25 protein-coding genes are annotated in these 25,370 nt (G+C 68.7%); 12 read left to right on the top strand and 13 right to left on the bottom strand.

Annotated features, from left to right (window positions below; genetic code table 11):
• Nucleotides 1-19 precede the first annotated feature (19 nt).
• Nucleotides 20-646, top strand: coding sequence for a response regulator transcription factor (locus BM013_RS18160; RefSeq protein ID WP_093129028.1), 627 nt, complete (start codon nucleotides 20-22; stop codon nucleotides 644-646).
• A gap of 22 nt (nucleotides 647-668) precedes the next feature.
• Here the strand turns inward: BM013_RS18160 and BM013_RS18165 are convergent, their stop codons facing one another.
• From BM013_RS18165 to BM013_RS41260, 3 genes are all read right to left on the bottom strand, one after another.
• On the bottom strand, nucleotides 669-1,232 hold the full coding sequence (locus BM013_RS18165) for an OmpA family protein (RefSeq protein ID WP_093129029.1): 564 nt from the start codon (nucleotides 1,230-1,232) through the stop codon (nucleotides 669-671).
• A 106-nt stretch (nucleotides 1,233-1,338) separates the two neighbouring features.
• On the bottom strand, nucleotides 1,339-1,998 hold the full coding sequence (locus tag BM013_RS18170; RefSeq protein ID WP_093129030.1) for a YiaD family glycine zipper/OmpA-like lipoprotein: 660 nt from the start codon (nucleotides 1,996-1,998) through the stop codon (nucleotides 1,339-1,341).
• 197 nt (nucleotides 1,999-2,195) lie between these two features.
• On the bottom strand, nucleotides 2,196-2,357 hold the full coding sequence (locus BM013_RS41260; RefSeq protein WP_177206529.1) for a hypothetical protein: 162 nt from the start codon (nucleotides 2,355-2,357) through the stop codon (nucleotides 2,196-2,198).
• Here BM013_RS41260 and BM013_RS18175 point away from each other — a divergent pair.
• Nucleotides 2,356-3,507: a murein transglycosylase A gene (locus BM013_RS18175; protein ID WP_093129031.1), complete on the top strand. Its 1,152-nt coding sequence runs from the start codon at nucleotides 2,356-2,358 to the stop codon at nucleotides 3,505-3,507. The genes BM013_RS41260 and BM013_RS18175 overlap by 2 nt on opposite strands.
• A gap of 160 nt (nucleotides 3,508-3,667) precedes the next feature.
• Nucleotides 3,668-5,917, top strand: coding sequence for a PhoX family protein (locus tag BM013_RS18180; protein WP_093129032.1), 2,250 nt, complete (start codon nucleotides 3,668-3,670; stop codon nucleotides 5,915-5,917).
• A 27-nt stretch (nucleotides 5,918-5,944) separates the two neighbouring features.
• On the opposite strand, the gene BM013_RS18185 is transcribed toward BM013_RS18180, so the two are convergent.
• Nucleotides 5,945-6,418 carry an Lrp/AsnC family transcriptional regulator gene (locus tag BM013_RS18185; protein ID WP_093129033.1) on the bottom strand — a complete coding sequence of 158 codons (474 nt, stop codon included), beginning with the start codon at nucleotides 6,416-6,418 and terminating at the stop codon, nucleotides 5,945-5,947.
• A gap of 105 nt (nucleotides 6,419-6,523) precedes the next feature.
• On the opposite strand from BM013_RS18185, the gene mdeB reads away from it, so the two are divergent.
• Nucleotides 6,524-9,196: an alpha-ketoglutarate dehydrogenase gene (gene mdeB, locus BM013_RS18190; protein ID WP_093129034.1), complete on the top strand. Its 2,673-nt coding sequence runs from the start codon at nucleotides 6,524-6,526 to the stop codon at nucleotides 9,194-9,196.
• 35 nt (nucleotides 9,197-9,231) lie between these two features.
• Here the strand turns inward: mdeB and BM013_RS18195 are convergent, their stop codons facing one another.
• A complete protein-coding gene (locus BM013_RS18195) occupies nucleotides 9,232-10,083 on the bottom strand; it encodes a leucine-rich repeat domain-containing protein (RefSeq protein ID WP_093129035.1) in 852 nt (283 codons plus the stop codon).
• Between the two features lie 49 nt (nucleotides 10,084-10,132).
• On the opposite strand from BM013_RS18195, the gene BM013_RS18200 reads away from it, so the two are divergent.
• The 8 genes from BM013_RS18200 to BM013_RS18235 all read left to right on the top strand — a co-directional run bounded on the left by BM013_RS18200 (nucleotide 10,133) and on the right by BM013_RS18235 (nucleotide 17,785).
• Complete coding sequence (locus tag BM013_RS18200) at nucleotides 10,133-10,909, top strand: FadR/GntR family transcriptional regulator (protein ID WP_093129152.1); 777 nt, start codon at nucleotides 10,133-10,135, stop codon at nucleotides 10,907-10,909.
• Between the two features lie 131 nt (nucleotides 10,910-11,040).
• Nucleotides 11,041-11,961 carry an L-threonate dehydrogenase gene (gene ltnD, locus BM013_RS18205; RefSeq protein ID WP_093129036.1) on the top strand — a complete coding sequence of 307 codons (921 nt, stop codon included), beginning with the start codon at nucleotides 11,041-11,043 and terminating at the stop codon, nucleotides 11,959-11,961.
• Between the two features lie 31 nt (nucleotides 11,962-11,992).
• Complete coding sequence (gene denD, locus BM013_RS18210; RefSeq protein ID WP_093129037.1) at nucleotides 11,993-13,006, top strand: D-erythronate dehydrogenase; 1,014 nt, start codon at nucleotides 11,993-11,995, stop codon at nucleotides 13,004-13,006.
• A gap of 3 nt (nucleotides 13,007-13,009) precedes the next feature.
• Nucleotides 13,010-14,290, top strand: coding sequence for a 3-oxo-tetronate kinase (otnK, locus tag BM013_RS18215; protein ID WP_093129038.1), 1,281 nt, complete (start codon nucleotides 13,010-13,012; stop codon nucleotides 14,288-14,290).
• Between the two features lie 304 nt (nucleotides 14,291-14,594).
• Nucleotides 14,595-15,260: a class II aldolase/adducin family protein gene (locus BM013_RS18220; RefSeq protein ID WP_093129039.1), complete on the top strand. Its 666-nt coding sequence runs from the start codon at nucleotides 14,595-14,597 to the stop codon at nucleotides 15,258-15,260.
• A 12-nt stretch (nucleotides 15,261-15,272) separates the two neighbouring features.
• The gene (gene otnI, locus BM013_RS18225; RefSeq protein WP_093129040.1) at nucleotides 15,273-16,103 is read left to right on the top strand and encodes a 2-oxo-tetronate isomerase; all 831 of its coding nucleotides are present in this window, start codon (nucleotides 15,273-15,275) and stop codon (nucleotides 16,101-16,103) included.
• A complete protein-coding gene (locus BM013_RS18230; RefSeq protein WP_093129041.1) occupies nucleotides 16,100-17,296 on the top strand; it encodes an amidohydrolase family protein in 1,197 nt (398 codons plus the stop codon). The genes otnI and BM013_RS18230 overlap by 4 nt, the downstream gene beginning before the upstream one ends.
• Nucleotides 17,297-17,311: 15 nt before the next feature.
• Nucleotides 17,312-17,785, top strand: a complete 474-nt coding sequence (locus BM013_RS18235) for a RidA family protein (protein ID WP_093129042.1) — start codon at nucleotides 17,312-17,314, stop codon at nucleotides 17,783-17,785.
• On the opposite strand, the gene BM013_RS18240 is transcribed toward BM013_RS18235, so the two are convergent.
• The 8 genes from BM013_RS18240 to BM013_RS18275 form a co-directional block, all read right to left on the bottom strand.
• Nucleotides 17,778-18,443, bottom strand: coding sequence for a TetR family transcriptional regulator C-terminal domain-containing protein (locus BM013_RS18240; RefSeq protein ID WP_256221546.1), 666 nt, complete (start codon nucleotides 18,441-18,443; stop codon nucleotides 17,778-17,780). The genes BM013_RS18235 and BM013_RS18240 overlap by 8 nt on opposite strands.
• Entirely contained in the window at nucleotides 18,440-19,414 is a 975-nt protein-coding gene (locus tag BM013_RS18245) for a PDR/VanB family oxidoreductase (protein WP_093129044.1), read from the bottom strand. Before BM013_RS18245 ends, BM013_RS18240 begins: the two co-directional genes overlap by 4 nt.
• Before the next feature lie 71 nt (nucleotides 19,415-19,485).
• Nucleotides 19,486-20,076: an NAD(P)H-dependent oxidoreductase gene (locus tag BM013_RS18250; RefSeq protein WP_093129045.1), complete on the bottom strand. Its 591-nt coding sequence runs from the start codon at nucleotides 20,074-20,076 to the stop codon at nucleotides 19,486-19,488.
• A gap of 146 nt (nucleotides 20,077-20,222) precedes the next feature.
• A complete protein-coding gene (locus tag BM013_RS18255; protein ID WP_093129046.1) occupies nucleotides 20,223-21,260 on the bottom strand; it encodes an ABC transporter substrate-binding protein in 1,038 nt (345 codons plus the stop codon).
• 56 nt (nucleotides 21,261-21,316) lie between these two features.
• Entirely contained in the window at nucleotides 21,317-22,681 is a 1,365-nt protein-coding gene (locus BM013_RS18260; protein ID WP_093129047.1) for an FAD-binding oxidoreductase, read from the bottom strand.
• A 4-nt stretch (nucleotides 22,682-22,685) separates the two neighbouring features.
• A complete protein-coding gene (locus tag BM013_RS18265) occupies nucleotides 22,686-23,588 on the bottom strand; it encodes an ABC transporter permease (protein WP_371280336.1) in 903 nt (300 codons plus the stop codon).
• On the bottom strand, nucleotides 23,566-24,378 hold the full coding sequence (locus tag BM013_RS18270; RefSeq protein WP_093129048.1) for an ABC transporter ATP-binding protein: 813 nt from the start codon (nucleotides 24,376-24,378) through the stop codon (nucleotides 23,566-23,568). Before BM013_RS18270 ends, BM013_RS18265 begins: the two co-directional genes overlap by 23 nt.
• 46 nt (nucleotides 24,379-24,424) lie before the next feature.
• Nucleotides 24,425-25,246, bottom strand: coding sequence for a creatininase family protein (locus BM013_RS18275; RefSeq protein ID WP_093129049.1), 822 nt, complete (start codon nucleotides 25,244-25,246; stop codon nucleotides 24,425-24,427).
• Nucleotides 25,247-25,370 lie beyond the last annotated feature (124 nt).

The raw sequence follows: 25,370 nt of genomic DNA on the forward strand, positions 1-25,370 counted from the left end.
TTCCGCTGGACCTCATGGCATGCAACCGCTGATCGATGGCTTGATCTTTATCGTGGACGACGACGCCAGCGTGCGCGAGGCGCTGGCCTGGCTGCTGCGCTCGCGGCGCCTGGCCAGCGAGCACTTCGGCAGCGCCGAGGCGTTCGAGCAGTTCCTCGACCAAGGCCCGTTGCCCGAGCAGCCGCTGTGCCTGCTGCTGGACGTGCGCATGCCCGGCACCAGCGGGCTGGTGCTGTTCGACCGGCTGGTGGAGCGCGGCCTGCTGCCGGCGATGCCGGTGATCTTCCTGACCGGCCATGCCGACGTGCCGACGGCCGTCGACGCGGTGAAGCGCGGCGCCTTCGATTTCTGCGAGAAGCCGTTCTCGGACAACGCGCTGGTCGACCGCATCGAGCATGCGCTGAATGCGTCGCTGCAGGCGCTGGAAGTGCAGCGCCTGCGCCGCGGGCTGGCCGAGCGCATCGCCGAGCTGACCGACCGCGAGCGCGACGTGATGCGGCTCGTGGTCGAGGGGCTGCCGAACAAGCTGATTGCCGACCAGCTCGCGATCAGCGTGCGCACGGTGGAGGTCCACCGCGCGCGCGTGTTCGACAAGATGGAAGTGAAGTCGGCCGTCGAATTGGCGAACCGGCTCAGGGACCTTTAAAGGCCCAGGCCCTTCAAGCGCTTCAGGCCTTTTCGGCGACGAAGATTTCCACGCGGCGGTTCTGCGCGCGGCCGGCTGCCGTTGCGTTGTCCGCCAGCGGTTCGCGCGAGCCGCGGCCGTCGGTGGTGATGGCCGTGGTCGACACGCCGCGCGCCACCAGGTGGTTGCGCACGCTGTCCGCGCGGCTCACCGAGAGGCGCTCGTTGCCTTCTTCGCTGCCCGTCGCGTCGGTGTGGCCCACCACGCGCACGCTGGCGGCGGTGGCGCTCTTCAGGCCTTCGGCGACCTTGTCGAGCACCTGCGCCAGGTTGCGCTTGACGTTGGAGCGGCCGGTGTCGAACGACAGTTCGTTCGGAATCACCACGTGCAGCTGGTTGTCGGCGGTCTGCTCGATGACCACGCCCGTGCCCTTGGTCGAGGCTTCGAGATCGGTCTTCAGCGCGGCCAGGCGGGCCGTCCAGCTGTTGGCTGGCGCTGCCGGTGCGGCGGCCGGCGCGGCGGCTGCCGGCGGCGTCGACTGCGAAGCGCAGCCCGCGATGAACATCAGTGCGGCCGCGGCGGCGCTGGCAACTACAAACTTCCTCATGAATTTCCCTCTCTATGGACCAATGGAATGGCGGTGGGAACCGGCCTTTCGGCGCGGCCGGTTTCCCTGTGGGTGACGTGGTGCTGCGGTGCTGCGGCGTGGCCGATCAGCCTCGCGGCCCGCGTTCACCCACGTAGATCTCGACACGGCGGTTCTGCGCCCGGCCCGCGTCGCTGTTGTTGTCGGCAATCGGCTCGCGCGAACCGCGGCCTTCGATGCGGAAGGCCGCCGCGTTCACGCCGCGCGCCACGAGGTAGTCGCGCGTGCTGGTGGCGCGTTCGACCGACAGCGGGTTGTTGATGGCGTCCGAGCCGGTGTTGTCGGTGTGGCCGATGATGCGCACCTCGGCGTTCGGGTTGTTGCGCAGGCCGTTGGCGAACTGGTCGAGCACGGGCGCGAAGTTCGACTTGATGTTGGCGCGGCCCACGTCGAAGGACACGTCGCTCGGAATCTGCAGCTTCAGTTCGTTGTTCTGGGTTTGCGTGACGGCGATGCCGGTGCCTTGCGTGGCGGCTTCCATCTGGCGCTTCTGGTTTTCCATGCGCTGCGACCACAGGTAGCCGCCGAGCGCGCCGGCTGCCGCGCCGACCACCGCGCCCGTGCCGATGGCACCGCGGTTGCCGCCCGTGGCCGAGCCGATGGCCGCGCCGCCGAGCGCACCGATGCCGGCACCGATGCCGGTGTTGCGCTGGGTGTCGGTCATGCCGCCGGCGCAGCCGGACAGGACGATGGCGGTGGCACAGGTGGCAAGTACGAACTTTTTCATGGCGATCCCTTTCAAGGTTGATTCAAGCGGGACACAGCTTAGCGCCGGGGGGGCATGCGATGGTACGGCCTGAAAGCCCTATGGAAAATAAGAAAAGCTTCGCAATCGCCCATGAATGCTACGATGATTGCTACTAAAGTAATAGCATTGAGGTGCTTCTCCGACAGAGCGGCGCGGCGTCGGGCTACACAAGCAATTCACGGTTTCGGCGGTGGGTTCCTGTCGGTGGCATCGCGGCCGCCGTCGGCGTCGTCCTCGTCGTGCAATTCACCCTTGTTTCGGCCGGAAAACATGGTCCACCAGATGATCAAGATGAACACGAGTCCCGCGGCGAGGGCTTCAAGCAGAATCAAACCCATGAGAAATGGACTCCAGTGGCTGGTCGGGCTTGTGATCGTAGCAACGCTCGCGGCCTGTTCCACCGGCCCGCGCGCACCCGATGCGCCCACCCGCCCCCCCGCCGTCACCCCGCCGCGCGACCTCGGTCCGCTCACCAGTTCGCTCGCGCACCCCAAGAGCCGCTGGGTGCCGGTCGGCTGGTCGGAGTTGCCCGGCTTCGGCGAAGACCCGCTGCACGAGGCGTGGATCGCGCTGCTGGCGAACTGCTCGCGCCCCAACGCCGCTTTTGCGCCGCTGTGCCGCGACGTGCGCCAGCTCACCATTGCCACCCCCGAAGAGCAGCGCCAGTGGATGACCGACCGGCTGCAGCCCTACCGCATCGAGGCGCTCAACGGCCAGACCGAAGGCAAGCTCACCAGCTACTACGAGCCCGTGTACGAGGCCTCGCGCGTGCCCACCGCCACCTTCAACGTGCCGATCTACCAGGCGCCCGACGGCCTCGCGCCGCGCCGCCCCTGGTACACGCGCCAGGAAATCGAGACCCTGCCCGAGGCGCAGGCCGCGCTGCGCGGGCGCGAGATCGCGTGGATGGCCGACCCCATCGACGCGCTGATGCTGCACATCCAGGGCTCGGGGCGCCTGCGCATCACCGAGGCCAACGGCTACCAGCACACCGTGCGCATGGCGTTCGCGGCCACCAATGAGCAGCCGTACCGCAGCGTGCAGCAGTGGCTCATGAGCCAGGGCGTGAGCAAGGTCGGCAAGTGGCCCGACGACACCAAGGCCTGGGCCGCGCAGAACCCCCAGCGCGTGCCGCAACTGCTGTGGAGCAACCCGCGCTACGTGTTCTTTCGTGAAGAGACCATGAGCGAGGTCGATGCGGCCTTCGGCCCGCGCGGCGCGCAGGGCGTGCCGCTGACGGCGGGGCGTTCCATTGCGGTCGACCGCGAGAGCATTCCCTATGGCACGCCGGTGTGGCTTGCGTCCAACGGACCGGCCGCGCAATTGCAGAAACTGGTGGTGGCGCAGGACACCGGCAGCGCCATCCTCGGCGCCGTGCGCGCCGACTATTTCGCGGGCACCGGCGCCGATGCCGGACGGCTGGCGGCGAGCATGAACCAGCCGCTGCGCCTGTGGGCGCTGTGGCCGCGGCAATTGCCGGCGCCTTGACCGTGGGCTGACCGTGCGCTGATCACGTATTGAGCGCGCAGGCTCGTCAGGTAGATCGATTCAACCTGACGAGAACCTGAGTGATTCACAGAAGCGTCATACGAAGTGCCTAACTTCGCGGGCTGGTTTCCTTTCCATCCCACGAAGAAAGACATTGCGCATGACCGCAAACACCCGCTCCGACGATCCCTCGGTCGATCTCGACGACATCGGCACCAACCCCACGTCGAACCCCTCGTTCACCGACCTGATCGCCTCGCGCCTGAGCCGCCGTCACCTGTTCGGCCTCGGCGTCGGCACTGCCGGCACGGCGCTGCTGCAGGCCTGCGGCGGCGGTGGCGGAGGCGGCGTCGCCTTCCCCGTGCTGCCGCCCGCACCGGCACCCGCACCTCCCGCACCGCCGCCGCCCCCGCCGTCGCCGGCCCCGATCAAGCTCAACTTCAACGCCGTCGGCAAGACCCTGGCCGATGCCGTCGCCGTGCCCGCCGGCTACACCGCGAGCGTGCTGTACCGCCTGGGCGACCCGATCGCCACGGGCGTGTCGGCGTATGCGAACAACGGCACCGACGCCGGCAACACCTTCGACCGCCGCGCCGGCGACCACCACGACGGCATGACCTACTTCGGCATGAACGCGTCGAACAAGTGGGAAACCGCCGCGGCCGCGCGCGGCCTGCTCGTGATGAACCACGAAGCCATCACGCCCGTGTTCCTGCACCCCACCGGCCAGACCAGCACCGGCTCCGGCAACGCCGCCGTGCGCACCGTCGCCGACGAAGTGCTGCGCGAGTTCTACCTGCACGGCGTGAGCGTGATCGAGGTCAACAAGGCCGGCTCCGCCTGGAGCTACAAGCAGGACTCGACCTTCAACCGCCGCGTCCACACGCTCACCGAGATGACCTTCTCGGGCCCCGTCGCCAGGACCGACGTCCTCAAGACCAAGTTCTCGACCGACGGCAGCAAGACCCGCGGCACCGTCAACAACTGCGCCAACGGCACCACGCCGTGGGGCACGTACCTGACCTGCGAGGAGAACTGGGCCGGCTACTTCCGCCGCATCGCCGCGAACGACAACGTCAACCGCACGCCCAAGGAAATCACCGCCTTCGGCCGCTACGGCGTTGCCGGCACCGGCCGCGAGCTGTGGGCCACCGTCACGCCCGACACGCCCGACAACCTCTACGGCCGCTGGAACACCGAAGTGCTGGGCGCCACCTCGGCAGACGACTTCCGCAACGGCGCCAACACCTACGGCTGGGTGGTCGAGATCGATCCGTTCACGCCCGGCAGCACGCCCAAGAAGCGCACCGCCCTGGGCCGCTTCGGCCATGAAGGCGCCTGCCTCGGCCCGGTCGTGGCCGGCAAGCCGCTGGTCTGGTACATGGGCGACGACTCGCAGAACGAGTACATCTACAAGTTCGTCTCGACCAAGGCCTGGGACGCGGCCGACGTGGGCGGCGGCATCGCGGCCGGCGACAAGTACATGGACGACGGCAAGCTCTACGTCGCCAAGTTCAAGGCCGACGGCACGGGCGACTGGCTCGAGCTGAAGCTCGGCATCAACGGCATCACGGCCGCCTACCCGACCTATGCCTTCGCCGACGCGGCCGACGTGCTGGTGAACGTGCGCCTGGCGGCCGACGCGGCCGGCGCCACCAGGATGGACCGTCCGGAATGGACCGCCGTGAATCCGAAGAACGGCGAGGTGTACGTCACCCTCACCAACAACACGGCGCGTCCGGTGGGCGGCACCGACGCGGCCAACCCGCGCTCGTACAACGACCCCAAGGGCGTGGCCCAGACCGCGCAGAAGGGCAACCCGAACGGCCACATCGTGCGCTTCGCCGACACCGGCGGCGACCCGGCGGCCGTCACCTTCAAGTGGGACGTGTACCTGTTCGGCGCGCGCTCGACCGCTTCGGCCGACGTGAACCTGTCGGTGCTCGGTGCCGACAACGACTTCTCCAGCCCTGACGGCATGTGGTTCAGCCAGGCTGCGCCCGGCCTGCTGTGGATCGAGACGGACGACGGCAAGTACACCGACGTGACCAACTGCATGCTGCTCGCGGCACTGCCGGGCACGGTCGGCGACGGCGCGGCCAAGACCATCACCAACGTCGACGGCGGCACCACCGGCACGCAGGCGACCTTCGTCGGCAAGGCCCCGGGCACCGACGGCCTGCGCCGCTTCCTGGTCGGCCCGGTGGACTGCGAGATCACCGGCATTGCCGAATCGGGCGACGGCCGCGCGCTGTTCGTGAACATCCAGCACCCGGGCGAGAACACCGTCAAGAGCGACATCGGCGATCCGACCAAGTACCTGAGCCACTGGCCGCAGGGCGGCAACGCACGTCCGCGCTCGGCCACCGTGGTGATCACGAAGGACGACGGCGGCCTGATCGGCCTGTAAGCCTCGCGCTTCGGCGCAGCTGAAGATTCAGGACGGCGCTGTCGGCAACGGCAGCGCCGTCTTGTATCTGACCTGCTTGAGCGCAAAGCTCGAGCGGATCTTCTCGATCCCAGGAATCGGCGTGAGCTGTTCCATGATGAATTTTTCAAGTGCCGCCATGTCGGCCACCGCGATGCGGATGAGGTAGTCGCGGTCGCCCGTCATCAGGTAGCACTCCATCACCTCGTCGTGCTCGGCGATGCGCTGCTCGAAGTCGGCCAGCGACTGCTTGCTTTGCGTGCGCAGGCTGATCGAGATGAACACGTTCAGCCCCAGCCCCAGCGCCTTGGGGTTGGCGAGCGCCACGTAGCGGTCGATCACGCCCCGGGTTTCCAGCAGCTTCACGCGCGCCAGGCAAGGCGAGGGCGACAGGTGCACGCGGCGCGCGAGCTCCACGTTCGACAGGGCCCCGTCGCGTTGCAGCTCATCCAGAATGCGCAGGTCGATGGCGTCGAGTTGCATGAAATGCTGTCTCCAATTTAGTTTGAAAAATTTTATGCTGCGACGCGCGCATGGACTTGCATGCGCCGGTAGCTAATTCTTCGGGGTGCGGCCTAAAGTGCCGATATGAACGCCCCGATCTCGCCCGACCAGATGCGCGCCCTGCTGCTCGACACGCCGCTTGCTTCGTCGTCTCACGACCCCGATCCCGCGGAAACCGCCGAATGGCGCGACGCCTTCCTGGCGCTGGCGCAAACGCAGGGGCCGCAGCGCGCCCGGCAGATGCTGGTCGAGCTGGCCCGCCTCGCGCGCCAGCAGCGCATCGGCTGGCAGCCCGAGCTGGCCACGCCGTACGTCAACACCATCGCCGCGGCCGACCAGCCGCCGTTCCCGGGCGACCTGGCCGTCGAGGAAAAGCTCGCCTCGCTGATGCGCTGGAACGCGCTCGCCATGGTGGCCAAGGCCAACCAGGCCTACGGCGAGCTCGGCGGCCACATCGCCAGCTATGCCAGCGCGGCCGACCTGTTCGAGACCGGCTTCAACCATTTCTTTCACGCGCGCAGCGAGCAGCACCGCGGCGACCTCGTGTTCTTCCAGCCGCACAGCGCGCCCGGCGTCTATGCCCGCGCGTACCTCGAAGGCCGCCTGAGCGAAGAAGACCTGAAGCACTACCGCCAGGAGCTCACCGCGCCGGCCTTCGTCAATGGCGACGGCAGCGGCGCGCGCGGCCTCAGCAGCTACCCGCACCCGTACCTGATGCCGGACTTCTGGCAGTTCCCCACCGGCTCGATGGGCATCGGCCCGATCAGCTCGATCTACCACGCGCGCTTCATGCGCTACCTCACGCACCGCAACCTGCTGAACTGCGAAGGGCGCAAGGTGTGGGGCGTGTTCGGCGACGGCGAGATGGACGAGCCCGAGTCCATGAGCGCATTGACGCTCGCCGCGCGCGAGAAGCTCGACAACCTCGTGTGGGTGGTCAACTGCAACCTGCAGCGCCTGGACGGCCCGGTGCGCGGCAACGGCCGCATCATCGACGAGCTCGAGAAGCTCTTCGCCGGCGCGGGCTGGAACGTCGTCAAGCTGGTGTGGGGCAGCGACTGGGACGGCCTGTTCGCGCAGGACGTGAGCGGTGCGCTCGCACGCGTTTTCGCCGAGACCGTCGACGGCCAGATGCAGACCTTCGCCGCGAAGGACGGCCGCTTCAACCGCGACAACTTCTTCGGCCAGAACCCCGAGCTCGCGCGCCTGGCCGAAGGCATGACCGACGAGCAGATCGACCGCCTGAAGCGCGGCGGCCACGACCTCGTGAAGATCCATGCCGCCTACGCCGCGGCCGCCCGCCACAAGGGCCAGCCCACCGTGATCCTCGCCCACACCAAGAAGGGCTACGGCATGGGCAGCGCCGCGCAGGGCAAGATGACCACGCACTCGCACAAGAAGATGGGCGACGTGGACCTCATCGAATTCCGCGACCGCTTCAACCTGCCGCTGACCGACGCGCAGGCCACCGCGATGGACTTCTACCGCCCCGCCGAAGACAGCGCCGAGATGCGCTACCTGCGCCAGCACCGCGAAGCGCTCGGCGGCGCCATGCCGCGGCGCGAGACCGCCTGCGACGTGGTGGCCAAGCCCGAGCTCGCGAGCTACGCGCAGTTCGCGACCGCCGCGGCCGGCAAGGAGATGAGCACCACCATGGCCTTCGTGCGCATGCTGGGCAACCTGCTGAAAGACAAGGCCCTGGGCCCGCGCATCGTGCCCATCGTGGCCGACGAGGCGCGCACCTTCGGCATGGCCAACCTGTTCAAGCAGGTGGGCATCTATTCGAGCGTGGGCCAGCGCTATGCGCCGGAAGACATCGGCTCGGTGCTGAGCTACCGCGAAGCCACCGACGGGCAGATCCTCGAAGAGGGCATCAGCGAAGCCGGCGCCATCGCGAGCTGGACGGCCGCCGCCACCAGCTACAGCGTGCACGGCCTGGCGATGCTGCCGTTCTACATCTACTACTCGATGTTCGGCTTCCAGCGCGTGGGCGACGCCATCTGGGCCGCGGCCGACCAGCGCGCGCGCGGCTTCCTGCTGGGCGCCACGTCGGGGCGCACCACGCTCGGCGGCGAAGGCCTCCAGCACCAGGACGGCAGCAGCCACCTGGTGGCCGCGACCATCCCCAACTGCAAGGCCTACGACCCGGCCTATGCGGGCGAGATGGCAGTGATCGTCGACGCGGGCATCCGCGAGATGATGGTCGAGCAGAAGGACGTGTTCTATTACGTCACGCTCATGAACGAGAACTACGCGCAGCCCGACGTGCCCGAGGGCGCGGAAGGCGACATCCTGCGCGGGTGCTACCGCTTCGGCGTGTATGCGCCCGCAGCGGGAAAAGCCACGAAGAAGGTCACCCTGATGGGCTCGGGCGCGATCCTCACCGAGGTGGTCAAGGCCGCGCAGCTGCTGGCCGACGAGGGCATCGAGGCCGAGGTGTTCAGCGTCACGAGCTGGAGCGAACTGGCGCGCGACGGCGCGGCATGCGAGCAGCGGGCGTTGGCAGGCGCCAATTCGGAAGCGGCTGGCACCGCGTTCATCGCGCAGCAGCTCGGCAAGGGCAAGGCCCCGATCGTTGCCGCCACCGACTACGTGCGCGCCGTGCCGGACAGCGTGCGCGCCTTCCTGCCCGAAGGCCGCCGCTACCTCACGCTGGGCACCGACGGCTTCGGTCGCAGCGACACGCGCGCGGCGCTGCGCGGGTTCTTCGGGGTGGATGCGCAGAGCATTGCGCGGGCGGCGCGGCACGCGTTGTAGGAGGCGCTGCTGCGGCGGCCGCAGCGACGTGCGACTCAGCGCCGCAGCAGCGCGTTGAGTTCGTCCACGCTGTGCGTGTAGTGCCTCTTGCGCGGATGGAAATGGACGTCCTTCAAGGTCGTCGATGCAGCGAGCGGTCGCAGGTCGCCGTCCTTCAGGTCCCAGAATTTCAGCGACGCCAGCTTGCGCATGCGCGGCGCGAAGGCCGCCGAGTCGAGTTCGGAGACGAACAACGCCTCGATCGTCTGGTTGTCCGCCAGGAACGCGCAGTCCCTGAGGCGCGCGCATTTTTCGACGTACAGCGTGGCCAGGCGGGGCAATGCGTTGACGGCGCGGATGTCCAGCAATGCCGGGCAATGATCGATCCGCAGGGACGCGAGCTGGCCCAGCGTTTCGATGCCCGACAGCTGCTCCATGCGGCCACCGCTGATCCTCAGCTTCTGCAATCCGGTGAGCCCCGACAGGAACGCGGCGTCCTTGTTCCTGCTCGACACCAGCAGCAGGTCTTTCAGCGCGGGCAAGGCCAGGGGTTGCACGGCGTGATCGGCACCGGTGATGTGCAGCGTGTCGAGCGTCGCGAGCCGGGAGAAGTCGATGCGGCCCCGCAGGTACGGGACCGACAGCGATGCCAACTGCTTCAGGCGGTACAGCGGGCCCAGGTCCGTGCCCTTCAGGTCGATGTTGTCGCCCGACAGGTTCAGGGACAGCAGCGGGCTGTCGTCGTCAAGCGCGCCAAGGTCCAGCGGGCGTGCCTTGGCGGGCGAGGGGCCGCCCATGACCCGGACCTTCCAATGTCCGCTCTTGCGCGCATGGTCGATGCCGGCTGCGAACTGGTCGGCCGGTATTTCCAGCATGTCGATGTTCTCGTTGTAGACGAATTTCTTCAAAGCGTGCTCCTGAGGCTCCCGCGCGATGTTGCATGACAATCCCGCCTTCATGACCGCCCGCTTCCAATCCATCGCCCCCGGTGCCCGCCTGGCCGACCAGGTGGCCGATGCACTGGCCACCGAGCTGCGCAGTGGGCGCTTGTCCGAAGGCGACCGGCTGCCGACCGAGACCGCACTGGCCGAGCAGTTCGGCGTGAGCCGCACCGTGGTGCGCGAGGCGGTGTCGCGGCTGAAGTCGCTGGGCCTGCTCGATTCGCGCCAGGGCAGCGGTGTGTACGTGCGCGCCGCCGGCGTCGAGCCGCTGCGCTTCGAGATGCCGCACGTGGCCTCGCGCGAGGCAGTGATCCAGATGGTCGAGCTGCGCCGCGCGCTCGAGGCCGAAGTGGCCGCGCTGGCCGCCGAGCGCCGCAGCAAGACCGACCTGCGCCGCATCCGCGAAGCCATCAAGGCGCTCAAGGTGGCCGTGGCGGCCGGCGGCAACGGGGCCGACGAAGACGTGCGCTTTCACACCGCCATCGCGGAGGCCGCACGCAACCCCTTCCTTCTCGGCACCCTTCAGTACCTGCGGCAGTTCCTGCACGGCGCCACGCGCGTGACGCGCGCCAACGAGGCGCGCCGCGCCGACTTCGCGGCGCAGGTGGCGCAGGAACACGCGCTGATCGTCGAGGCCATCGATGCGGGCGACGCGGTGCGCGCGCGCGAGGCCGCCAAGGCGCACATGGACAACGCGATCCGCCGCATCGAGCAGGCCGATCCGGCCTTCTGGCAGCAAGAGGGCGCGCGGCTCGCAAGGCCGTTGGTCGAAGACTGGCCGGCGAGCCGCTGAGCGGGCGCATGGCCTGGTGTGCGGGTTAGATGGGATCGGCGCAACGGACCTGAATTTGTATGATGACCTGACAAATTGAAGCGCGAGGCCCCAAGGCCTGCGCTGCACCTCTCACACCGGAAAGCCTCTGCATGACCACCACCCATCCCCCTGTTGTCGGCCTTGTCGGCCTCGGCGCCATGGGCGCCGGCATGGCGCAATCGCTGCGCCGCGCGGGCCACGCGCCGCATGTGTTCGACGTGCGCCGCGACGTGGCCGAGGCCTTCGCGCGCGACGGCGGCACCGCCTGCGACACGCTGGCCGGGCTCGGCGCGCAGTGCGACGTGGTCGTGAGCGTGGTCGTCAATGCCGCGCAGACCGAGTCGGTGTTGTTCGGCGACGGTGCCGTGCCGGGCTGCGCCGCGTCGATGAAGCCCGGCAGCCTGTTCGTGATGTGCTCCACCGTCGATCCCAACTGGTCGGTGGCGCTCGAGGCGCGGCTGGCCAAGCTCGGCCTGCTGTACCTCGACGCGCCCATCTCCGGCGGCGCCGCCAAGGCCGCCAGCGGCCAGATGACGATGATGACCGCGGGCACCCCCGCCGCCTACGAGAAGGCCGGCGCGCTGCTCGACGCCATGGCCGCCAAGGTCTACCGCCTGGGCGACAGCGCGGGCGCGGGCAGCAAGGTGAAGGTCATCAACCAGCTGCTGGCGGGCGTGCACATTGCCGCGGCAGCCGAGGCCATGGCACTGGGCCTGCGCGAAGGCGTGGACCCGGCCGCGCTGTACGAGGTGATCACGCACAGCGCGGGCAACAGCTGGATGTTCGAGAACCGCATGGCGCACGTGCTCGCGGGCGACTACACGCCGCTGTCGGCGGTCGACATCTTCGTGAAGGACCTGGGGCTGGTGCTCGACGTGGCGCGCGCCACCAAGTTTCCGCTGCCGCTGTCGTCCACCGCGCACCAGATGTTCATGCAGGCCTCGACCGCGGGCTACGCGCGCGAGGACGACAGCGCGGTCATCAAGATCTTCCCGGGCATCGAGGTGCCCGGCCCCCAAAAAAAGGCCTGAAAACAAGCCCGAACCCGAAGGACACACGCTCATGAACATCCTCATCACCGGCGGCTGCGGCTTCCTCGGCGCCCGCCTCGCTCGCACGCTGCTGGCAGGCGGTCCGCTGGCACTGGCCGGCGGCGCAGCCAAAGAAATCTCGCGCATCACCCTGGCCGACCGCGTGCCGCCGCCCGCCGACCTGGCCGGCGACGCGCGCGTGCAGTTCGTGCAGGGCGACCTCTGCGAGCAGGCCGGCAACGGCGCGCTGCCGCTGGCGGACACCCACGCGGTGTTCCACCTGGCCGCGGCCGTGAGCGGCGAGTGCGAGGTCGACTTCGACCTGGGCATGCGCAGCAACCTCGACACCACGCGGGCCCTGCTCGAAGCCTGCCGCCGCGCGGGCCACGCGCCGGTGTTCGTGTTCTCCAGCTCGGTCGCGGTGTTCGGTGACTCGCCCGAGCAGCGCCTGCCCGCGGTGATCGAAGACACGACGTTGCCCACCCCGCAGAACAGCTACGGCATCCAGAAGTTCATCGGCGAGCAGCTGGTGGCCGACTTCACGCGCAAGGGTTTCGTGCAGGGCCGCAACGTGCGGCTCATGACGGTGTCGGTGCGCCCGGGCAAGCCCAACGGCGCGGCCTCCAGTTTCCTGAGCGGCATGCTGCGCGAGCCGCTGGCCGGCGAGCGCGCGCGCTGCCCGGTGTCGCCCGACACGCCCGTCGCGCTGGCATCGCCCGGCAACACCGTGCAGGGCATCGTGCGCGCGGCCACGGCCAGTGCCGCCGAGTGGGGTGCGCGCACGGCCATCAACCTGCCCGCGCTGACCACCACCGTGCGCGAGATGGCGCAGTCGCTCGAGCGCATCGCCGGCAAGGACGCAACGGGCCTGATCGACTGGGCGCCCGATGCCGCCGTCGCGAAGATCGTCACCAGCTGGCCCAGCCGCATCCACGCGGCGCGCGCCGAGGCGCTGGGCCTGAAGGCCGACGCGAGCTTCGACGCGATCCTGCGTGACTACGTGCGCGAGAACGCACAGGCGGTCAAGCTGCCGGTGAAGGACTGAGCCATGGCCCAGCTCGTGCTTGGCTGCATCGCCGACGATTTCACCGGCGCCACCGACCTCGCCAACAACCTGGTGCGCGCCGGCATGCGCGTGGTGCAGGCCATCGGCGTGCCCGACGGGCCGCTGGACGCCGACGTCGATGCCGTGGTGGTCGCGCTCAAGTCGCGCACCATCGCGCCGGCCGAGGCCATCGCACAGTCGCTGGCCGCGCTGCGCTGGCTGCGGGCGCAGGGTGCGCAGCAGATCTACTTCAAGTACTGCTCGACCTTCGACAGCACACCGCAAGGCAACATCGGCCCGGTCACCGAGGCGCTGATGGACGCGCTGCAATGCGACTTCACCGTCGCCACGCCCGCCTTCCCCGACAACAAGCGCACCGTGTTCAAGGGCTACCTGTTCGCGGGCGACGTGCTGCTCAACGAGAGCGGCATGCAGAACCACCCGCTCACGCCCATGGCCGACCCGAACCTGGTGCGCGTGCTGCAGGCGCAGTGCCGGCGCAAGGTGGGGCTCATCGACTACACGGTGGTGGCGCGCGGCGCGGCCGCCATCGGTGAGCGCATCGCGCAGCTGAAGGGCGAGGGCGTGGCCATCGCCGTCGTCGATGCGGTCTCGAACGACGACCTGCTGCGCATGGGCCCAGCGCTCGCGAAGATGCCGTTGCTCACGGCGGGCTCGGGCGTGGCCATCGGCCTGCCGGCCAACTTCGGGCTGGCGCCATCGTCGCAGGCCAGCGCGTTGCCGAAAGCCGGCGGCAGGACGGCGGTGGTCTCGGGCAGCTGCTCGCTCGCCACCAACCGCCAGGTGCTCGACTTCATCCAGCGCGGCGGCGAGGCCGTGGCCCTCGACCCGTTGCGCATCGCGGCGGGTGTGGACGTCGCGGCCGAGGTGCTGGCCTGGGCCGCACCGCTGATCGACAAGGGTCCGGTGCTCGTCTACTCGACTGCGGAAGCCGGCGCCGTGAAAACGGTGCAGGGCCGCCTGGGTGTGGAGGAGGCTGGCGCGATGGTCGAGCGCACCATCGCCGCGATCGCACGCGGCCTGGTCGAGCGCGGCGTGCATCAACTGGTGGTGGCCGGGGGCGAGACCTCGGGTGCGTGCGTGCAGGCGCTGGGCATCGCGCAGATGCAGATCGGGCCGCAGATCGATCCGGGCGTGCCGTGGTGCCATGCGCGTTCTGAAGCGGCGCCCGAGTCGGGCTTGCACATTGCCCTGAAGTCCGGCAACTTCGGCAGCGATGACTTTTTTACGAAGGCCTTTGCGGTGCTCGGCCGTTGTGCGTGAGGTGCGTTGTTCGGGGCGCACTCACGCCGACGGGGTACCTTGCTCCGCGAATGTCCCCCGGCCTGCGGCCTCCTCCTTAATTTCGCTGCGCAAGGCACCCCATCGACGTGAGCGTTGTCAGCAGCGGTTGTTGATCGAGCGAAACAACCGCGGCGCCTCTTGTGCTCAGAGGGTCGGGTGCTCCCTGCAGCGAAACAAAGCAGGAGGCCGCAGGCCGGGGGACATTCGCGGAGGGGAGTACCCGGCGGCCTGTGCACGCGCCCTGAACAACAACTGCCGAAACAAAACCCCGCAGACTCTTGATATGAACGAAACCCAAGCCCGAGAAGAAATCTGCCGCACGGGCCGTAGCCTGTTCGAACGCGGCTACGTTCACGCCACGGCCGGCAACATCAGCGTGCGATTGGACGACGGTTTTCTCATCACGCCGACCGACGCCTGCCTGGGCTTCCTGGACCCCGCGCGCCTGGCCAGGGTGGATGCGAAAGGCCAGCAGACCAGCGGCGACCGCGCCAGCAAAACGATCGCGCTGCACACCCGCATCTACACCGCCGCGCGCAAGTTCGATGCCGACACAGCCTGCGTGATCCACACGCACAGCACCCACTGCGTGGCGCTCACGCTGAACAACCCGGGTGACGAGTTGCTCGCTGCGCTCACCCCGTACTTCGTGATGAAGGTCGGCCACGTGCCGGTCATTCCGTACCACCGCCCCGGCGCACCCGAAGCCGCCGAACAGGTGGCCCAGGCCATCGAACGCTTCGGCACCGCCGGCACGCCGGTGCGCGCCGTGATGCTCACGCGCCTGGGCCCCAACGTCTGGCACGACACACCGGCCGCCGCCATGGCCGTGCTCGAGGAACTCGAGGAAACCGCCCGGCTCCAGATGCTTGCGGGCCCTGCAAAGCCTGCACCGCTGAACGCCGACCAGATCGATGAACTGCGCCGCACCTTCGGTGCGCGCTGGTAGTACAAACACGCCATGCCCCAATTCGCCGCCAACCTCTCGATGCTCTACCCGGAGCTCGCCTTTCTCGACCGCTTCGACGCCGCCGCGAAAGACGGCTTCAAGGCCGTGGAGTACCTCTTTCCGTACGACTTCGCGAAGGAAGAACTCCTTGCGCGGCTCCAGCACAACGGCCTGCAGCAGGTGCTGTTCAACGGCCCGCCCGGCGACTGGGCCGGCGGCGATCGCGGCCTGGCCTGCCTGCCCGGGCGCGACGCCGAGTTCCGCGAAGGCATTGCCAAGGCCATCGACTACGCCGTGGCACTGGCCTGCCCGCGCATCCACGTCATGGCCGGCCTCGTGCCCGAAGGGCTGGAACGCGACGCGCTGCAACCCGTGTACCTCGACAACCTGCGCTGGGCCGCGGCCGAAGCCGCCAAGGCCGGCCGCGATGTGCTCATCGAGCCCATCAACACGCGCGACATTCCCGGTTTCTTCCTCAACCGGCAGGACCACGCGCACGAGATCGTCGAGGCCGTCGGCGCGCCCAACCTCAAGGTGCAGATGGACCTGTACCACTGCCAGATCGTCGAGGGCGACGTGGCGATGAAGATCCGCAAGTACCTGCCCACGGGCCGTGTCGGCCACATCCAGATCGCGGGCGTGCCCGACCGGCACGAGCCCGACACCGGCGAGCAGAACTATCCCTACCTGTTCGACGTGCTCGACGAGGTGTCGGCGCAATGCGGCTGGCAGGGCTGGGTCGGCTGCGAATACCGGCCGCGCCGTGGCGCCGTGCCGGGCGGCACGTCGGAGGGGCTCGGCTGGCTGCGCGAACAGCGGCAACGCAGCGGCAGCGCCGCATGAAGCTTGAAGCGCTGCGCATTCCGGCGCCGTTGCGCGGCTTCGCGGCAGGCGAAGCGCAGCTGTTCGACATCGCGCTGGCGGGCGACAGGGTCGAGTCGGTCGTGCCGAGCGCCCAGCAGGCGCAGGCGCGCGGCACCTTGCTGAGCGCGCTGGTCGACGCGCACGCGCACATCGACAAGAACTACACCGTGCAGGACGTCGGCGCCGCGCAGGGCAACCTGTTCGCCGCCATCGAGCGCATGAACAGGCACCGCGAGAGCTGGACCGGCGAGTCGCTGCGCCTTCGCATGGAGCGTGCGCTGCACGACGCATGGCGGTCGGGCACGCGCGCGCTGCGCACGCACCTCGACTGGGTGCAGGCCGAGCCGCCGGCCGCGCTGGCCGTGTTCGAGGCATTGCGCGAGGAATGGCGCGGCCGTGTCGAGTTGCAGTTCGTCTCGCTCACGCCGCTCGACCTGTTCGCCGACATGGCTGCGGGCGAGCGCATCGCGCGAGAGGTGAAGCGCGCGGGCGGCACGCTGGGTGCGTTCGTGTACCGCAACGAAGGCATCGTCCACAAGCTCGGGCGCGTGTTCGACCTCGCGCAGCAGCACGGGCTGGGCCTCGACTTCCACGTCGACGAAGGGCTCGACGTGGAGGCCAGCGGCCTGCGCAGCATCGCGCAGCTGGTGCGGGCGCGCGACTTCGCGCAGGGCGTGGTCTGCGGCCACTGCTGCTCGCTCTCGGTGCAGGACGACGCGGTGGCCAATGAAACGCTCGCGCTGTGCGCGGGCGCGGGGCTGCACCTCGTCGCGCTGCCCACCACCAACCTCTACCTGCAGGGCGCCTGGGACCGCACGCCGGTGCAGCGCGGCATCACGCGCATCCGCGAGGCGGCGGCACGGGGCTTGCGTGCGAGCCTGGCAACCGACAACGTGCAGGACGCCTTCTATCCCTACGGCAGCTACGACCTGCTGGAGACCTTCGGCCTCGGCGTGCAGATGGCGCACCTGGCGCCGGCCTCCGACTGGCTCGACACCGTCACCGTGAACCCCGCGAAGGCGCTGGGGCTCGCGTGGGACGGGCGCATTGCGCCGGGCTGCCCGGCGGACCTGCTGGTGCTGTCGGCCACCGACGAACACGAGCTCATCGGCCCGCGCGGACGGCAACGCACCGTCATCCGCGCAGGCCGCGTGCTCGACACCTTGAACTGAATCTGGAGAACACCCATGAGCATGGGCAAGCCAATGGCCAACTATGCCGCCGCCAAGCGCGTCGGCGATTTCGTCTTCATGAGCGGCGTGGTCGCCGTCGACCCGGCCACGCGCCGCGCGGTGGCCGGCTATGACGCCATTCCCGAAGAGGCACGCACCGCGCTGCAGGGCGTGGGCTATTCCACGGGCCAGATGTCGGTCGATGTGTTCGAGGCGCCCATCGTGGCGCAGAGCTGGTTCGTGCTGGAGCGCATCCGCCAGATCGCGGCCGAGCACGGCGGCACCATGGAAGACGTGGTGAAGCTGGTGCAGTACTTCCGCCACCTGCCGCACTACGCGTTCTACAACCGCGTGCGCGGCCTGTTCTATCCGGGCGAGCCGCCGGTGAGCACGGTGGTCGAGGTGTCGCGCTTCCTGCCCGGCGACGAGGTGCTGGTGGAAGTGGAAGCCACCATGTACCTGCCCAGGCGCGCGTCTTCTTCTATTTGACGCCCGCGCCCTTCAGCAGGAATTCGGTCACCTGCTCGATCAGGTAGCGCCGGTCCCGGTCGTCGCCCAGCGTGGCCGCGCCGCGGTAGTAGGCGGCCTGCGTGGCGTGGTCGGCGTAGAACTGCGTCACGGCCCAGATGTGGAACAGCACCAGCATCGGGTCGGCGCTGTCCATCAGGCCCTGGTTCATCCAGTTCTGGATCACGGCGGCGGCCTGGTCGGTGCGCTGCTTGCTCGTGTCCATCATGTTGTTGATGACGGGCGCGCCGCGCATCATCTCGGCCGTGAAGATGCGCGAGCGCAGCGGGTGCTCGAACGAGAACATCATCTTGCGATGGATCAGGTCGCCCAGCACCTTGCGCGGGCCGAAGGCCTCGTCGCTGAAGCCGAACACCACGATCCAGTCGGTCAGGATGTCCTGCAGCACCTGGCGGTACAGCGCTTCCTTGCTCTCGATGTAGTAGTGCAGCTGCGCCTTCGACAGCCCCGCCTTGTCGGCGATGGCCTGCGTCGACGCGCCGGCCAGCCCTTCGGTGGCGAACACCTCGATGGCGGCCTGGTTGATGAGGCCGAGCACCTGCGTGTACTTGCGCGAGCGCCCGCGCGTGGCGGGCGCCTCGGCGTCGCCCTCTTCGGCCATCGGGGGGGCTGCGCTCACAGCTGCAGCACCAGTTCCAGGCCCTTGGCGCGCGAGCAGCACAGCGCCACCTTGTGGCGGCGCTCGCTGCCGGTGAGGCAGAAGTCGCGGTGCTCGGCGCCTTCGCCGTCGCCCTCGACCACGCAGGTGCCGCACAGGCCCTGCTGGCACGACACGGGAATGTCGATGCCGACCTCATGCAGCGCATCGACCGCCGTCTGGTCCGCGGCCACCGGCACCGTGATGCCGCGCTGCGCGAGCTTCAGCGTGAAGGGCAGGCCGGTGGTGGTGTTGGCGTCGGTCGGCGCGGCGAAGTATTCGGCGTGCAATGCGTCCTCGGGCCAGTGCGTGCTGGCATCGCGCACTGCCTGCATGAAGCCGCCGGGGCCGCACACGTAGAGGTGCGTGCCGGGCGCGCGCTCGGCCAGCAGCGCGCGCAGGTCGATGCGCTGCGACGCATCGCCTTGGCCTCCCTGGTCGAGGTGCAAGCGCAGGTGCGGCGCCAGCGCGGGGTCGCGCAGCGCATCGGCAAAGGCCAGGTGCTCCTCGCTGCGCGCGAACACGTACAGCGTGAACGCGGCGCCGCGCGCGGCCAGCGCCTGCGCCATGGCCAGCAGCGGCGTCATGCCGATGCCGCCGGCCAGCAGCAGGTGGTGCGTGGCCTCCTCGCGCAGCGGGAAGGTGTTGCGCGGCGCGCTGATGGGCAGCAGGTCGCCCTCGCGCACGCGCTCGTGCATCGAGGCCGAGCCGCCGCGGCTGCCGGCCTCGCGCTTCACGCCGATCACATAGGTGCCCGCGTTCGATGCGGCGGGCGCGCGCGCCAGCGAGTACTGGCGCGAGAAGCCGCCGGGCATGTGCACGTCGATGTGCGCGCCGGCCTCGTACGCGGGCAGCGGCCGGCCCCACGGGTGGGCCAGCTCGAAGGCGAGGATTTCCGGCGTCTGGCGCGAGATGCGTTCGACGCGGACGGTGAGCGTGCGTTCGAGGCTCATGGTGGCTCCCTGTACTCGTTGTGACTCGTTCTGTGATCGGTGTCTGTGACCGGTGATGTCGATCGTGCGGTCTAGATGCTGCCCAGCTTGCGCGACACGCGTTCGATGAAGTGCGTGCGGTCGCTCGCCGTCACGGCGTTCATGTCGTGCAGCTGCAGCCACGTCACCTTGCAGCGCCACGCGAACAGCGCGCGCAGCGCCCGCGTGAAGAGCCGCCGGCCCGGATCGCCGATGACCATCACGAACCAGCGCGGCGAGCCGCCGGTGGTCACCACCGTGAGCCGCTGGATGTGCCGCAGCCCCGACCTGGCGAGCTGGCCCTTGCGCTCGGCGGGCAGGAAGGCCACGCCCGGCAGCCACACCCGTTCGAGCCAGCCCTTGAGCATCGACGGCGGCCCGTGGAACCAGGTGGGAAACACGAACACCAGGTGCTCGGCCCACAGCAGCGCGTCGACGTGGGGTTTCACGCGTTCGCGGATCAGGTCGGGGTTGTCGAGGTAGGCCAGGCGCTCTTCGCGTGTCAGCGTCGGGTCGAAGCCCTCGGCATACAGGTCGATGGCCTTGACGGCGTGGCGCGGTTCGAGTGCCTCGAGCGCGGTGCGGTACAGCGCGTGGTTGAAGCTGTCAGGGTTCGGATGGCAATGGACGACGAGCGTTTTCATGAGGGCCGGTTCGCCTGTCGGCGAGACGGGGTCAGAGCCCAGGGGATAAAAGGCCGCGCGTGCCTTATGGCAACCCAGGCGCCGGCATCTGACCCCGGCGCAAGCCCCGCGCGACCCACGGGAAAAACAAAGAGAGCGAAGGCGGCTTACTTGCCCGTGAGCTTCTTGCGCACGTCCACGCCCACGCCCTTGTTGACGAACTGCGTGGTCACCACCTTCGACAGGTCGACCTCGCCCGCCTTGTACAGGCCGGCCTTGACCATCTTGTCGTAGAAGTCCTTCACGCGGGCCTCGTCCATGGCGCCGATGCCCTTGGTGAGCGACTCGCCGCTGTCCACGATGCCCATCTTCTTCATCAGCTCGATGGAGCCCTGCAGCGACGCGACGGGCGAGTCGGGGTTGGTCTTGGCGATGAGCTCGTTGGCGGCCTTGTTGTCGCCGTAGAGGTAGTTGTTCCAGCCGATGATCGAGGCCTCGACGAACTTGCGCACCGTCTCGGGCTTGGTCTTGATCAGGTCGGCGCGCGTCTCGATGGTGGTCGAGTAGGTCGAGAAGCCGTTGTCGGCCAGCAGCTGCACCACCGGGTCGAAGCCGGCCTGCGCCTTGATCGACAGCGGCTCCGAGATGGCGTAGCCCTGCTGGATGGACTTCTTGTCGGCCAGGAACGGGCCCACGTTGAAGGTGTAGGGCTTGAGCTGCGAGTCCTTGAAGCCGTGCTCGGACTTCATCCACTGCCAGAAGCTGAACTGGCCGTCCTTGCCGATGAAGGCCACGGGCGCCTTGGTCATGTCCTTGAAGGTGTCGAAGCCCTGGCCGGGGTGCGCGAACATGGCCTGCGGGTCCTTCTGGAAGAAGGCCGCCACCACCACCGTGGGCACGCCGTTCTTCACGTTGTCGAAGGACTGCAGCAGGTTGCCGGTCATCAGGAAGTCGACCTTGCCGGCCGGCAGCATGGGCCGGTTGTTGACCATCGGGCCGCCCTGCTGGATCTCGACGTCGAGGCCGTACTTCTTGTAGGTGCCGTCCACCAGCGCCTGGTAGAAGCCGCCGTGCCCGGCCTGCGCTTTCCAGTTGGTGGCGAACACCACTTTTTCCTGCGCCTGCGCGGCAAAGGCGGCGCCGGCGAGGGCCAGGCCAAGGGCAACGGCGCCGAGCGGGCGGATGTGCAAAGCGGGGATGCGCATGGGGACGGACTCCTGTGGAGGTTTTTGGAAAGTACGGGACGCGAAGACTAATCTTTTCAGCGCTCGACGGCCATCTCTGCAGACCAGCCGCGCGTCTTGCCGGGGTTCATGAGGCCCATCGGGTCGCTGCGCTTCTTGAAGTCGATCTGCTGGGTGTCGATGGTCTTCATGCCGCCGTCCTCGATGGTGACCACGTGCGGATTGAAGATCGTGCAGCCGCCCTGCGACTCGATCTCGCGGATCAGCTCGTACTGGTGCGCCTCGCCCTTCCAGCGCACGAGCAGGATGCCGAAGGTGCCGCACTCGCCGCCGGCGCGCGCGAAGTCCTGGTGCTGCAGCACGTCGTCGCCGAAGATCCGCAGGTGCCGCTCGACCACCGCCGGGTCGAAGGGCTGGGCGTAGGCCACCTGCAGGTAGGTCCAGCCGCGGTCGGCCTTCAGCGCCTGCAGCGTCGTGTGGTTGAACGCGCACTCGTAGGCCGGCGGCAGGCCCTCGGCGAGCAGCTCGGCCTCGGTGCCCGCCACGGAGATGGTGCCGCCCTGCGCCGCGGCCAGCGCGCGGAAGCCGGCCATCGACTCGGGCGAGACCATGGCGAACACCGCATGCCTGTCGGCCGGAAAACGGTCGCGCATGGCCGTGTAGTAGGGCGAGAAGCGCGCCTCCACCGTGGACAGCAAGAAGATGTCGAGCGTGGGCGCCTGCGCGGCAATGCCGAAGTCGAGCGCGCCGCGGTAGCTGTCGAACAGCACCGTGCAGTGCACCCATTCGACCGCCGGGCTCAGGGCGACCTCGACGTCGAGGATCACGCCGTTGGTGCCGTAGGCGTGGTGCACCTGCTGGATCTCGTCGCCGACGAGCTCGATGACGCGCGGTTCGCGCTCCACCGTCATCACGCGCGCGCGCAGCAGGTTGCCGGGGTCGCGCAGGATGCCGTGGCGGAACGAGCCGATGCCGCCGAAGCCGCCCGCGATGAAGCCGCCGATGCTGGCCACATGCCAGGTCGAGGGCCACATGCGCAGCGCCTGGCCGGTCTCGCGGGCCGCGAGGTCGATGTCGTGCATGCGCGCGCCCGCCTCCACGCGCATGCGGCCGGGCTGGATGTCCAGCACGCGGCACATCTGCGTCACGTCGAGCACGATGCCGCCTTCCAGCGGCACGCACTGCCCGTAGTTGCCTGTGCCGCCGGCGCGCACGGTGAGCGGCAGCTTCCATCGGGCGGCGACGGCCGCGGCCTGGCGCACGTCGTCCTCGGTGCTGACCTTCACGACGAGGTCGGCCACGCAGCCCGCGAGCTGCGCGGTGAGGATGGGGCTGTACCAGTAGAAGTCCTTGGACAGCTGCTTGCGCTGCGCGGGCGCGGTGATCACGTTGAGGCCGCGCAGGTCGGCGCGCACGGCGTCCCAGTCCACAGGGGGCGCCATGGTTCTAGCGTTCACGGCGCATCTCGCTTTCGTGCCAGTGGCCGAGCACCAGGCGCGACAGGGCGGCGAACACGATGAAGATCACGATGCCCAGCAGGGACACCAGCAGCAGCGCCGCGAACATCATCGGGATCTCGGTGCGAAAGCTCGACTCGAGGATGCGCGAGGCCAGCCCCGTTTCCTTGCCGGCCGTGCCGGCCGTGAACTCGGCCACCACCGCGCCGATGAGGCTCAGGCCGCCCGCGATCTTCAGGCCCGCCATGAAGTACGGCAGCGCGCTGGGCGCCAGCAGGTAGCGGAAGGTCTGCCAGGGCGAGGCCTTGTAGAGCTGGAACAGGTCGCGCAGGTTGCTGTCCGCGCTCTTCAGGCCGATGACGGTGTTCGACAGGATCGGAAAGAACGCCACGATCCACGCGCACAGCAGCAGCGCCGCCGTGGTGCTCGACACGTAGATCAGGATGAGCGGCGCGATCGCGATGATCGGCGTGACCTGCAGGATCACCGCGATCGGGAACAGGCCGATCTCCACCCACTTGAACAGCGCGAACGCAATGGCCAGCGCCACGCCGCCGACGATGGCGGCGGTGAGCGCGAGCAGCGTGAGCTTCACCGTGAACCACAGGGCGCTCGACAGCGAGTCCCAGTTGTCGAACAGCGTGCGCAGGATCAGCGAGGGCGCGGGCAGGATGTAGTGCGGGATGTTGTTGGCCCGCACCATCCACTCCCACAGCAGCAGCAGCGCGAGCACGATGCCCGCGGGCACGACGATGCGCAGCATCGACTCGCGGCGGCGCAGCCGGTCTTCGTGCGCGCGCAGCATGTCGGCGCTCGGGGTGGCCTCGGTGTCCGTGGTGGTGTTCGGGGGCGCTGCGGGCATGGTGGTTTCAATGGTCGATGTCGATGCCATGGAGCGCTCCGTGCAGGGATTGGGACACTGCCGTGCAATGCGCGTTGTAGCGGCTCGAGGTGCGGAACTCTTCGCCGCGCGGATAGGGCTCGTCGATGCGGATCTCGTCGATCACGCGGCCCGGGCGCGCGGCCATCACCACGATGCGGTTCGACAGGTACACCGACTCGTACACGCTGTGCGTGACGAACACGACCGAGAAGCGGTGCTCGCGCCAGATCGCGAGCAGGTCGTTGTTGAGCTTGATGCGCGTCATCTCGTCGAGCGCGGCGAAGGGCTCGTCCATCAGCAGCAGGCGCGGATGCGTGACCAGCGCGCGCGCGATCGACACGCGCATCTTCATGCCGCCCGAGAGTTCGCGCGGGTACACGTCGGCGAAGCGCGAGAGGCCCACCATCTCGAGCGCCTGCTGCACCACGGGCGCGGCCGCGTCGCGCGAGTTGCCCGCGAGCTTGAGCGGCAGCCACACGTTGTCGAACACCTTGGCCCAGGGCATGAGCGTGGGTTCCTGGAACACGAAACCCAGCTCGCGGTCGCTGCGCGTCTGGCCGGTGTTGGCGCCCGACCAGTGCATCTCGCCCGAGCTCAGGCGCGTGAGCCCCGCGATGAGGCGCAGCGCGGTGCTCTTGCCGCAGCCCGAGGGGCCGAGGAAGCTGATGAAGTCGTGCTCGCCGATGTCGAGCGACATGCCCTGCAGCGCGAGCGTGCCGTTGGCGAAGCGCTTGCTGACGTTGCGCAGGGTGACCAGCGGCGGCGTGGCTGGCGAGGCGGGTGGCGTGGTGCTTTCCATGGCGTGGTCCTGGTGCGGATCGTGGTGCAGGTGCGGGGCCTGAACCCTAGCGCCAGGCGGGCACGTTGGCCAGCCGCGACAGCGGAAAGCGGTCGACCTCCTGCAGCAGCTCGACGAAGCGACGGCCCACGTGGTCGAGCACCGCGGCACCCTTCTCGGCGGTGGCGCGCGTGGCGTCGCCGGCGGCGCCCGCAGGGTTGATGTCGTGCATCTGCCAGCCGAGCTTGCCGCTGGGCGTGATCGACAGGAACTTGTTCTCGGCGGCCAGCTGCTCCGTCATGGAGCTGAAGTTCTGGAACCGGTCGCGGCGCACGTGGTCGGGCGTGAGGTGCAGCATGACCGAGCTTTCGAGGTCGCCAGCGTGGATGCCGTGCCTGCCTTCGTGGGCGGTGAACAGGCCCTCGGGCAGGCCCAGCGTGTACCAGTTGGCGGCCACGACCATCATGTCGTGCTCCTCGCGCAGGTCGCGCGCCACGATGTCCATCACGCTCATCTGCCCGCCGTGGCTGTTGTAGAGCACCAGCTTGCGCACGCCGGCCTTGGCGACGCAGGCGCCGATGTCCTTCCACAGCGAGATCAGCGTGGCGGCCGACACCGTGAGCGTGCCTGGATAGCGCGAGTGTTCGTTGCTCTTGCCGTAGGGCACGGTGGGCAGGAACAGCACCGGCAGGTCGTCGGGCAGGTACGGCAGCGTGGCGCGCACCATGCCGTCGATGGTGGCCGTGTCGGTCGACATCGGCAGGTGGGGGCCGTGCTGTTCGGTCGCGCCCACCGGCAGCACGGCGATGAGCCGTTCGCGGTCCAGGCGGGAGAACTCTTCGCTGGTCAGGTCGGACCAGAAACGGCTGCGCGGGCGGAGCGGGTTCATCGTGACACACCTCTTTGACGTCGGGTTGGACAGTTTAAATTATCCACGTGGTCAAAAAAAGTGACTCGGCAATTACCCGAACGCATTCGACGGGTGAGTTAGCCAATGCTCAAATCAGAGCAAA

It is taken from the genome of Variovorax sp. OK605 (genome assembly GCF_900115445.1).
GTDB lineage: Bacteria > Pseudomonadota > Gammaproteobacteria > Burkholderiales > Burkholderiaceae_C > Variovorax.

Excerpts from the sequence above, each read along its gene's own strand:
- BM013_RS18160 (WP_093129028.1), top strand. The coding sequence starts at position 20 with ATGCAACCGCTGATCGATGGCTTGATCTTTATCGTGGACGACGACGCC.
- BM013_RS18165 (WP_093129029.1), bottom strand. The coding sequence starts at position 1,232 with ATGAGGAAGTTTGTAGTTGCCAGCGCCGCCGCGGCCGCACTGATGTTC.
- BM013_RS18170 (WP_093129030.1), bottom strand. The coding sequence starts at position 1,998 with ATGAAAAAGTTCGTACTTGCCACCTGTGCCACCGCCATCGTCCTGTCC.
- BM013_RS18175 (WP_093129031.1), top strand. The coding sequence starts at position 2,356 with ATGAGAAATGGACTCCAGTGGCTGGTCGGGCTTGTGATCGTAGCAACG.
- BM013_RS41260 (WP_177206529.1), bottom strand. The coding sequence starts at position 2,357 with ATGGGTTTGATTCTGCTTGAAGCCCTCGCCGCGGGACTCGTGTTCATC.
- BM013_RS18180 (WP_093129032.1), top strand. The coding sequence starts at position 3,668 with ATGACCGCAAACACCCGCTCCGACGATCCCTCGGTCGATCTCGACGAC.
- BM013_RS18185 (WP_093129033.1), bottom strand. The coding sequence starts at position 6,418 with ATGCAACTCGACGCCATCGACCTGCGCATTCTGGATGAGCTGCAACGC.
- mdeB (WP_093129034.1), top strand. The coding sequence starts at position 6,524 with ATGAACGCCCCGATCTCGCCCGACCAGATGCGCGCCCTGCTGCTCGAC.
- BM013_RS18200 (WP_093129152.1), top strand. The coding sequence starts at position 10,133 with ATGACCGCCCGCTTCCAATCCATCGCCCCCGGTGCCCGCCTGGCCGAC.
- ltnD (WP_093129036.1), top strand. The coding sequence starts at position 11,041 with ATGACCACCACCCATCCCCCTGTTGTCGGCCTTGTCGGCCTCGGCGCC.
- denD (WP_093129037.1), top strand. The coding sequence starts at position 11,993 with ATGAACATCCTCATCACCGGCGGCTGCGGCTTCCTCGGCGCCCGCCTC.
- otnK (WP_093129038.1), top strand. The coding sequence starts at position 13,010 with ATGGCCCAGCTCGTGCTTGGCTGCATCGCCGACGATTTCACCGGCGCC.
- BM013_RS18220 (WP_093129039.1), top strand. The coding sequence starts at position 14,595 with ATGAACGAAACCCAAGCCCGAGAAGAAATCTGCCGCACGGGCCGTAGC.
- otnI (WP_093129040.1), top strand. The coding sequence starts at position 15,273 with ATGCCCCAATTCGCCGCCAACCTCTCGATGCTCTACCCGGAGCTCGCC.
- BM013_RS18230 (WP_093129041.1), top strand. The coding sequence starts at position 16,100 with ATGAAGCTTGAAGCGCTGCGCATTCCGGCGCCGTTGCGCGGCTTCGCG.
- BM013_RS18235 (WP_093129042.1), top strand. The coding sequence starts at position 17,312 with ATGAGCATGGGCAAGCCAATGGCCAACTATGCCGCCGCCAAGCGCGTC.
- BM013_RS18245 (WP_093129044.1), bottom strand. The coding sequence starts at position 19,414 with ATGAGCCTCGAACGCACGCTCACCGTCCGCGTCGAACGCATCTCGCGC.
- BM013_RS18250 (WP_093129045.1), bottom strand. The coding sequence starts at position 20,076 with ATGAAAACGCTCGTCGTCCATTGCCATCCGAACCCTGACAGCTTCAAC.
- BM013_RS18255 (WP_093129046.1), bottom strand. The coding sequence starts at position 21,260 with ATGCGCATCCCCGCTTTGCACATCCGCCCGCTCGGCGCCGTTGCCCTT.
- BM013_RS18260 (WP_093129047.1), bottom strand. The coding sequence starts at position 22,681 with ATGGCGCCCCCTGTGGACTGGGACGCCGTGCGCGCCGACCTGCGCGGC.
- BM013_RS18265 (WP_371280336.1), bottom strand. The coding sequence starts at position 23,588 with ATGGCATCGACATCGACCATTGAAACCACCATGCCCGCAGCGCCCCCG.
- BM013_RS18270 (WP_093129048.1), bottom strand. The coding sequence starts at position 24,378 with ATGGAAAGCACCACGCCACCCGCCTCGCCAGCCACGCCGCCGCTGGTC.
- BM013_RS18275 (WP_093129049.1), bottom strand. The coding sequence starts at position 25,246 with ATGAACCCGCTCCGCCCGCGCAGCCGTTTCTGGTCCGACCTGACCAGC.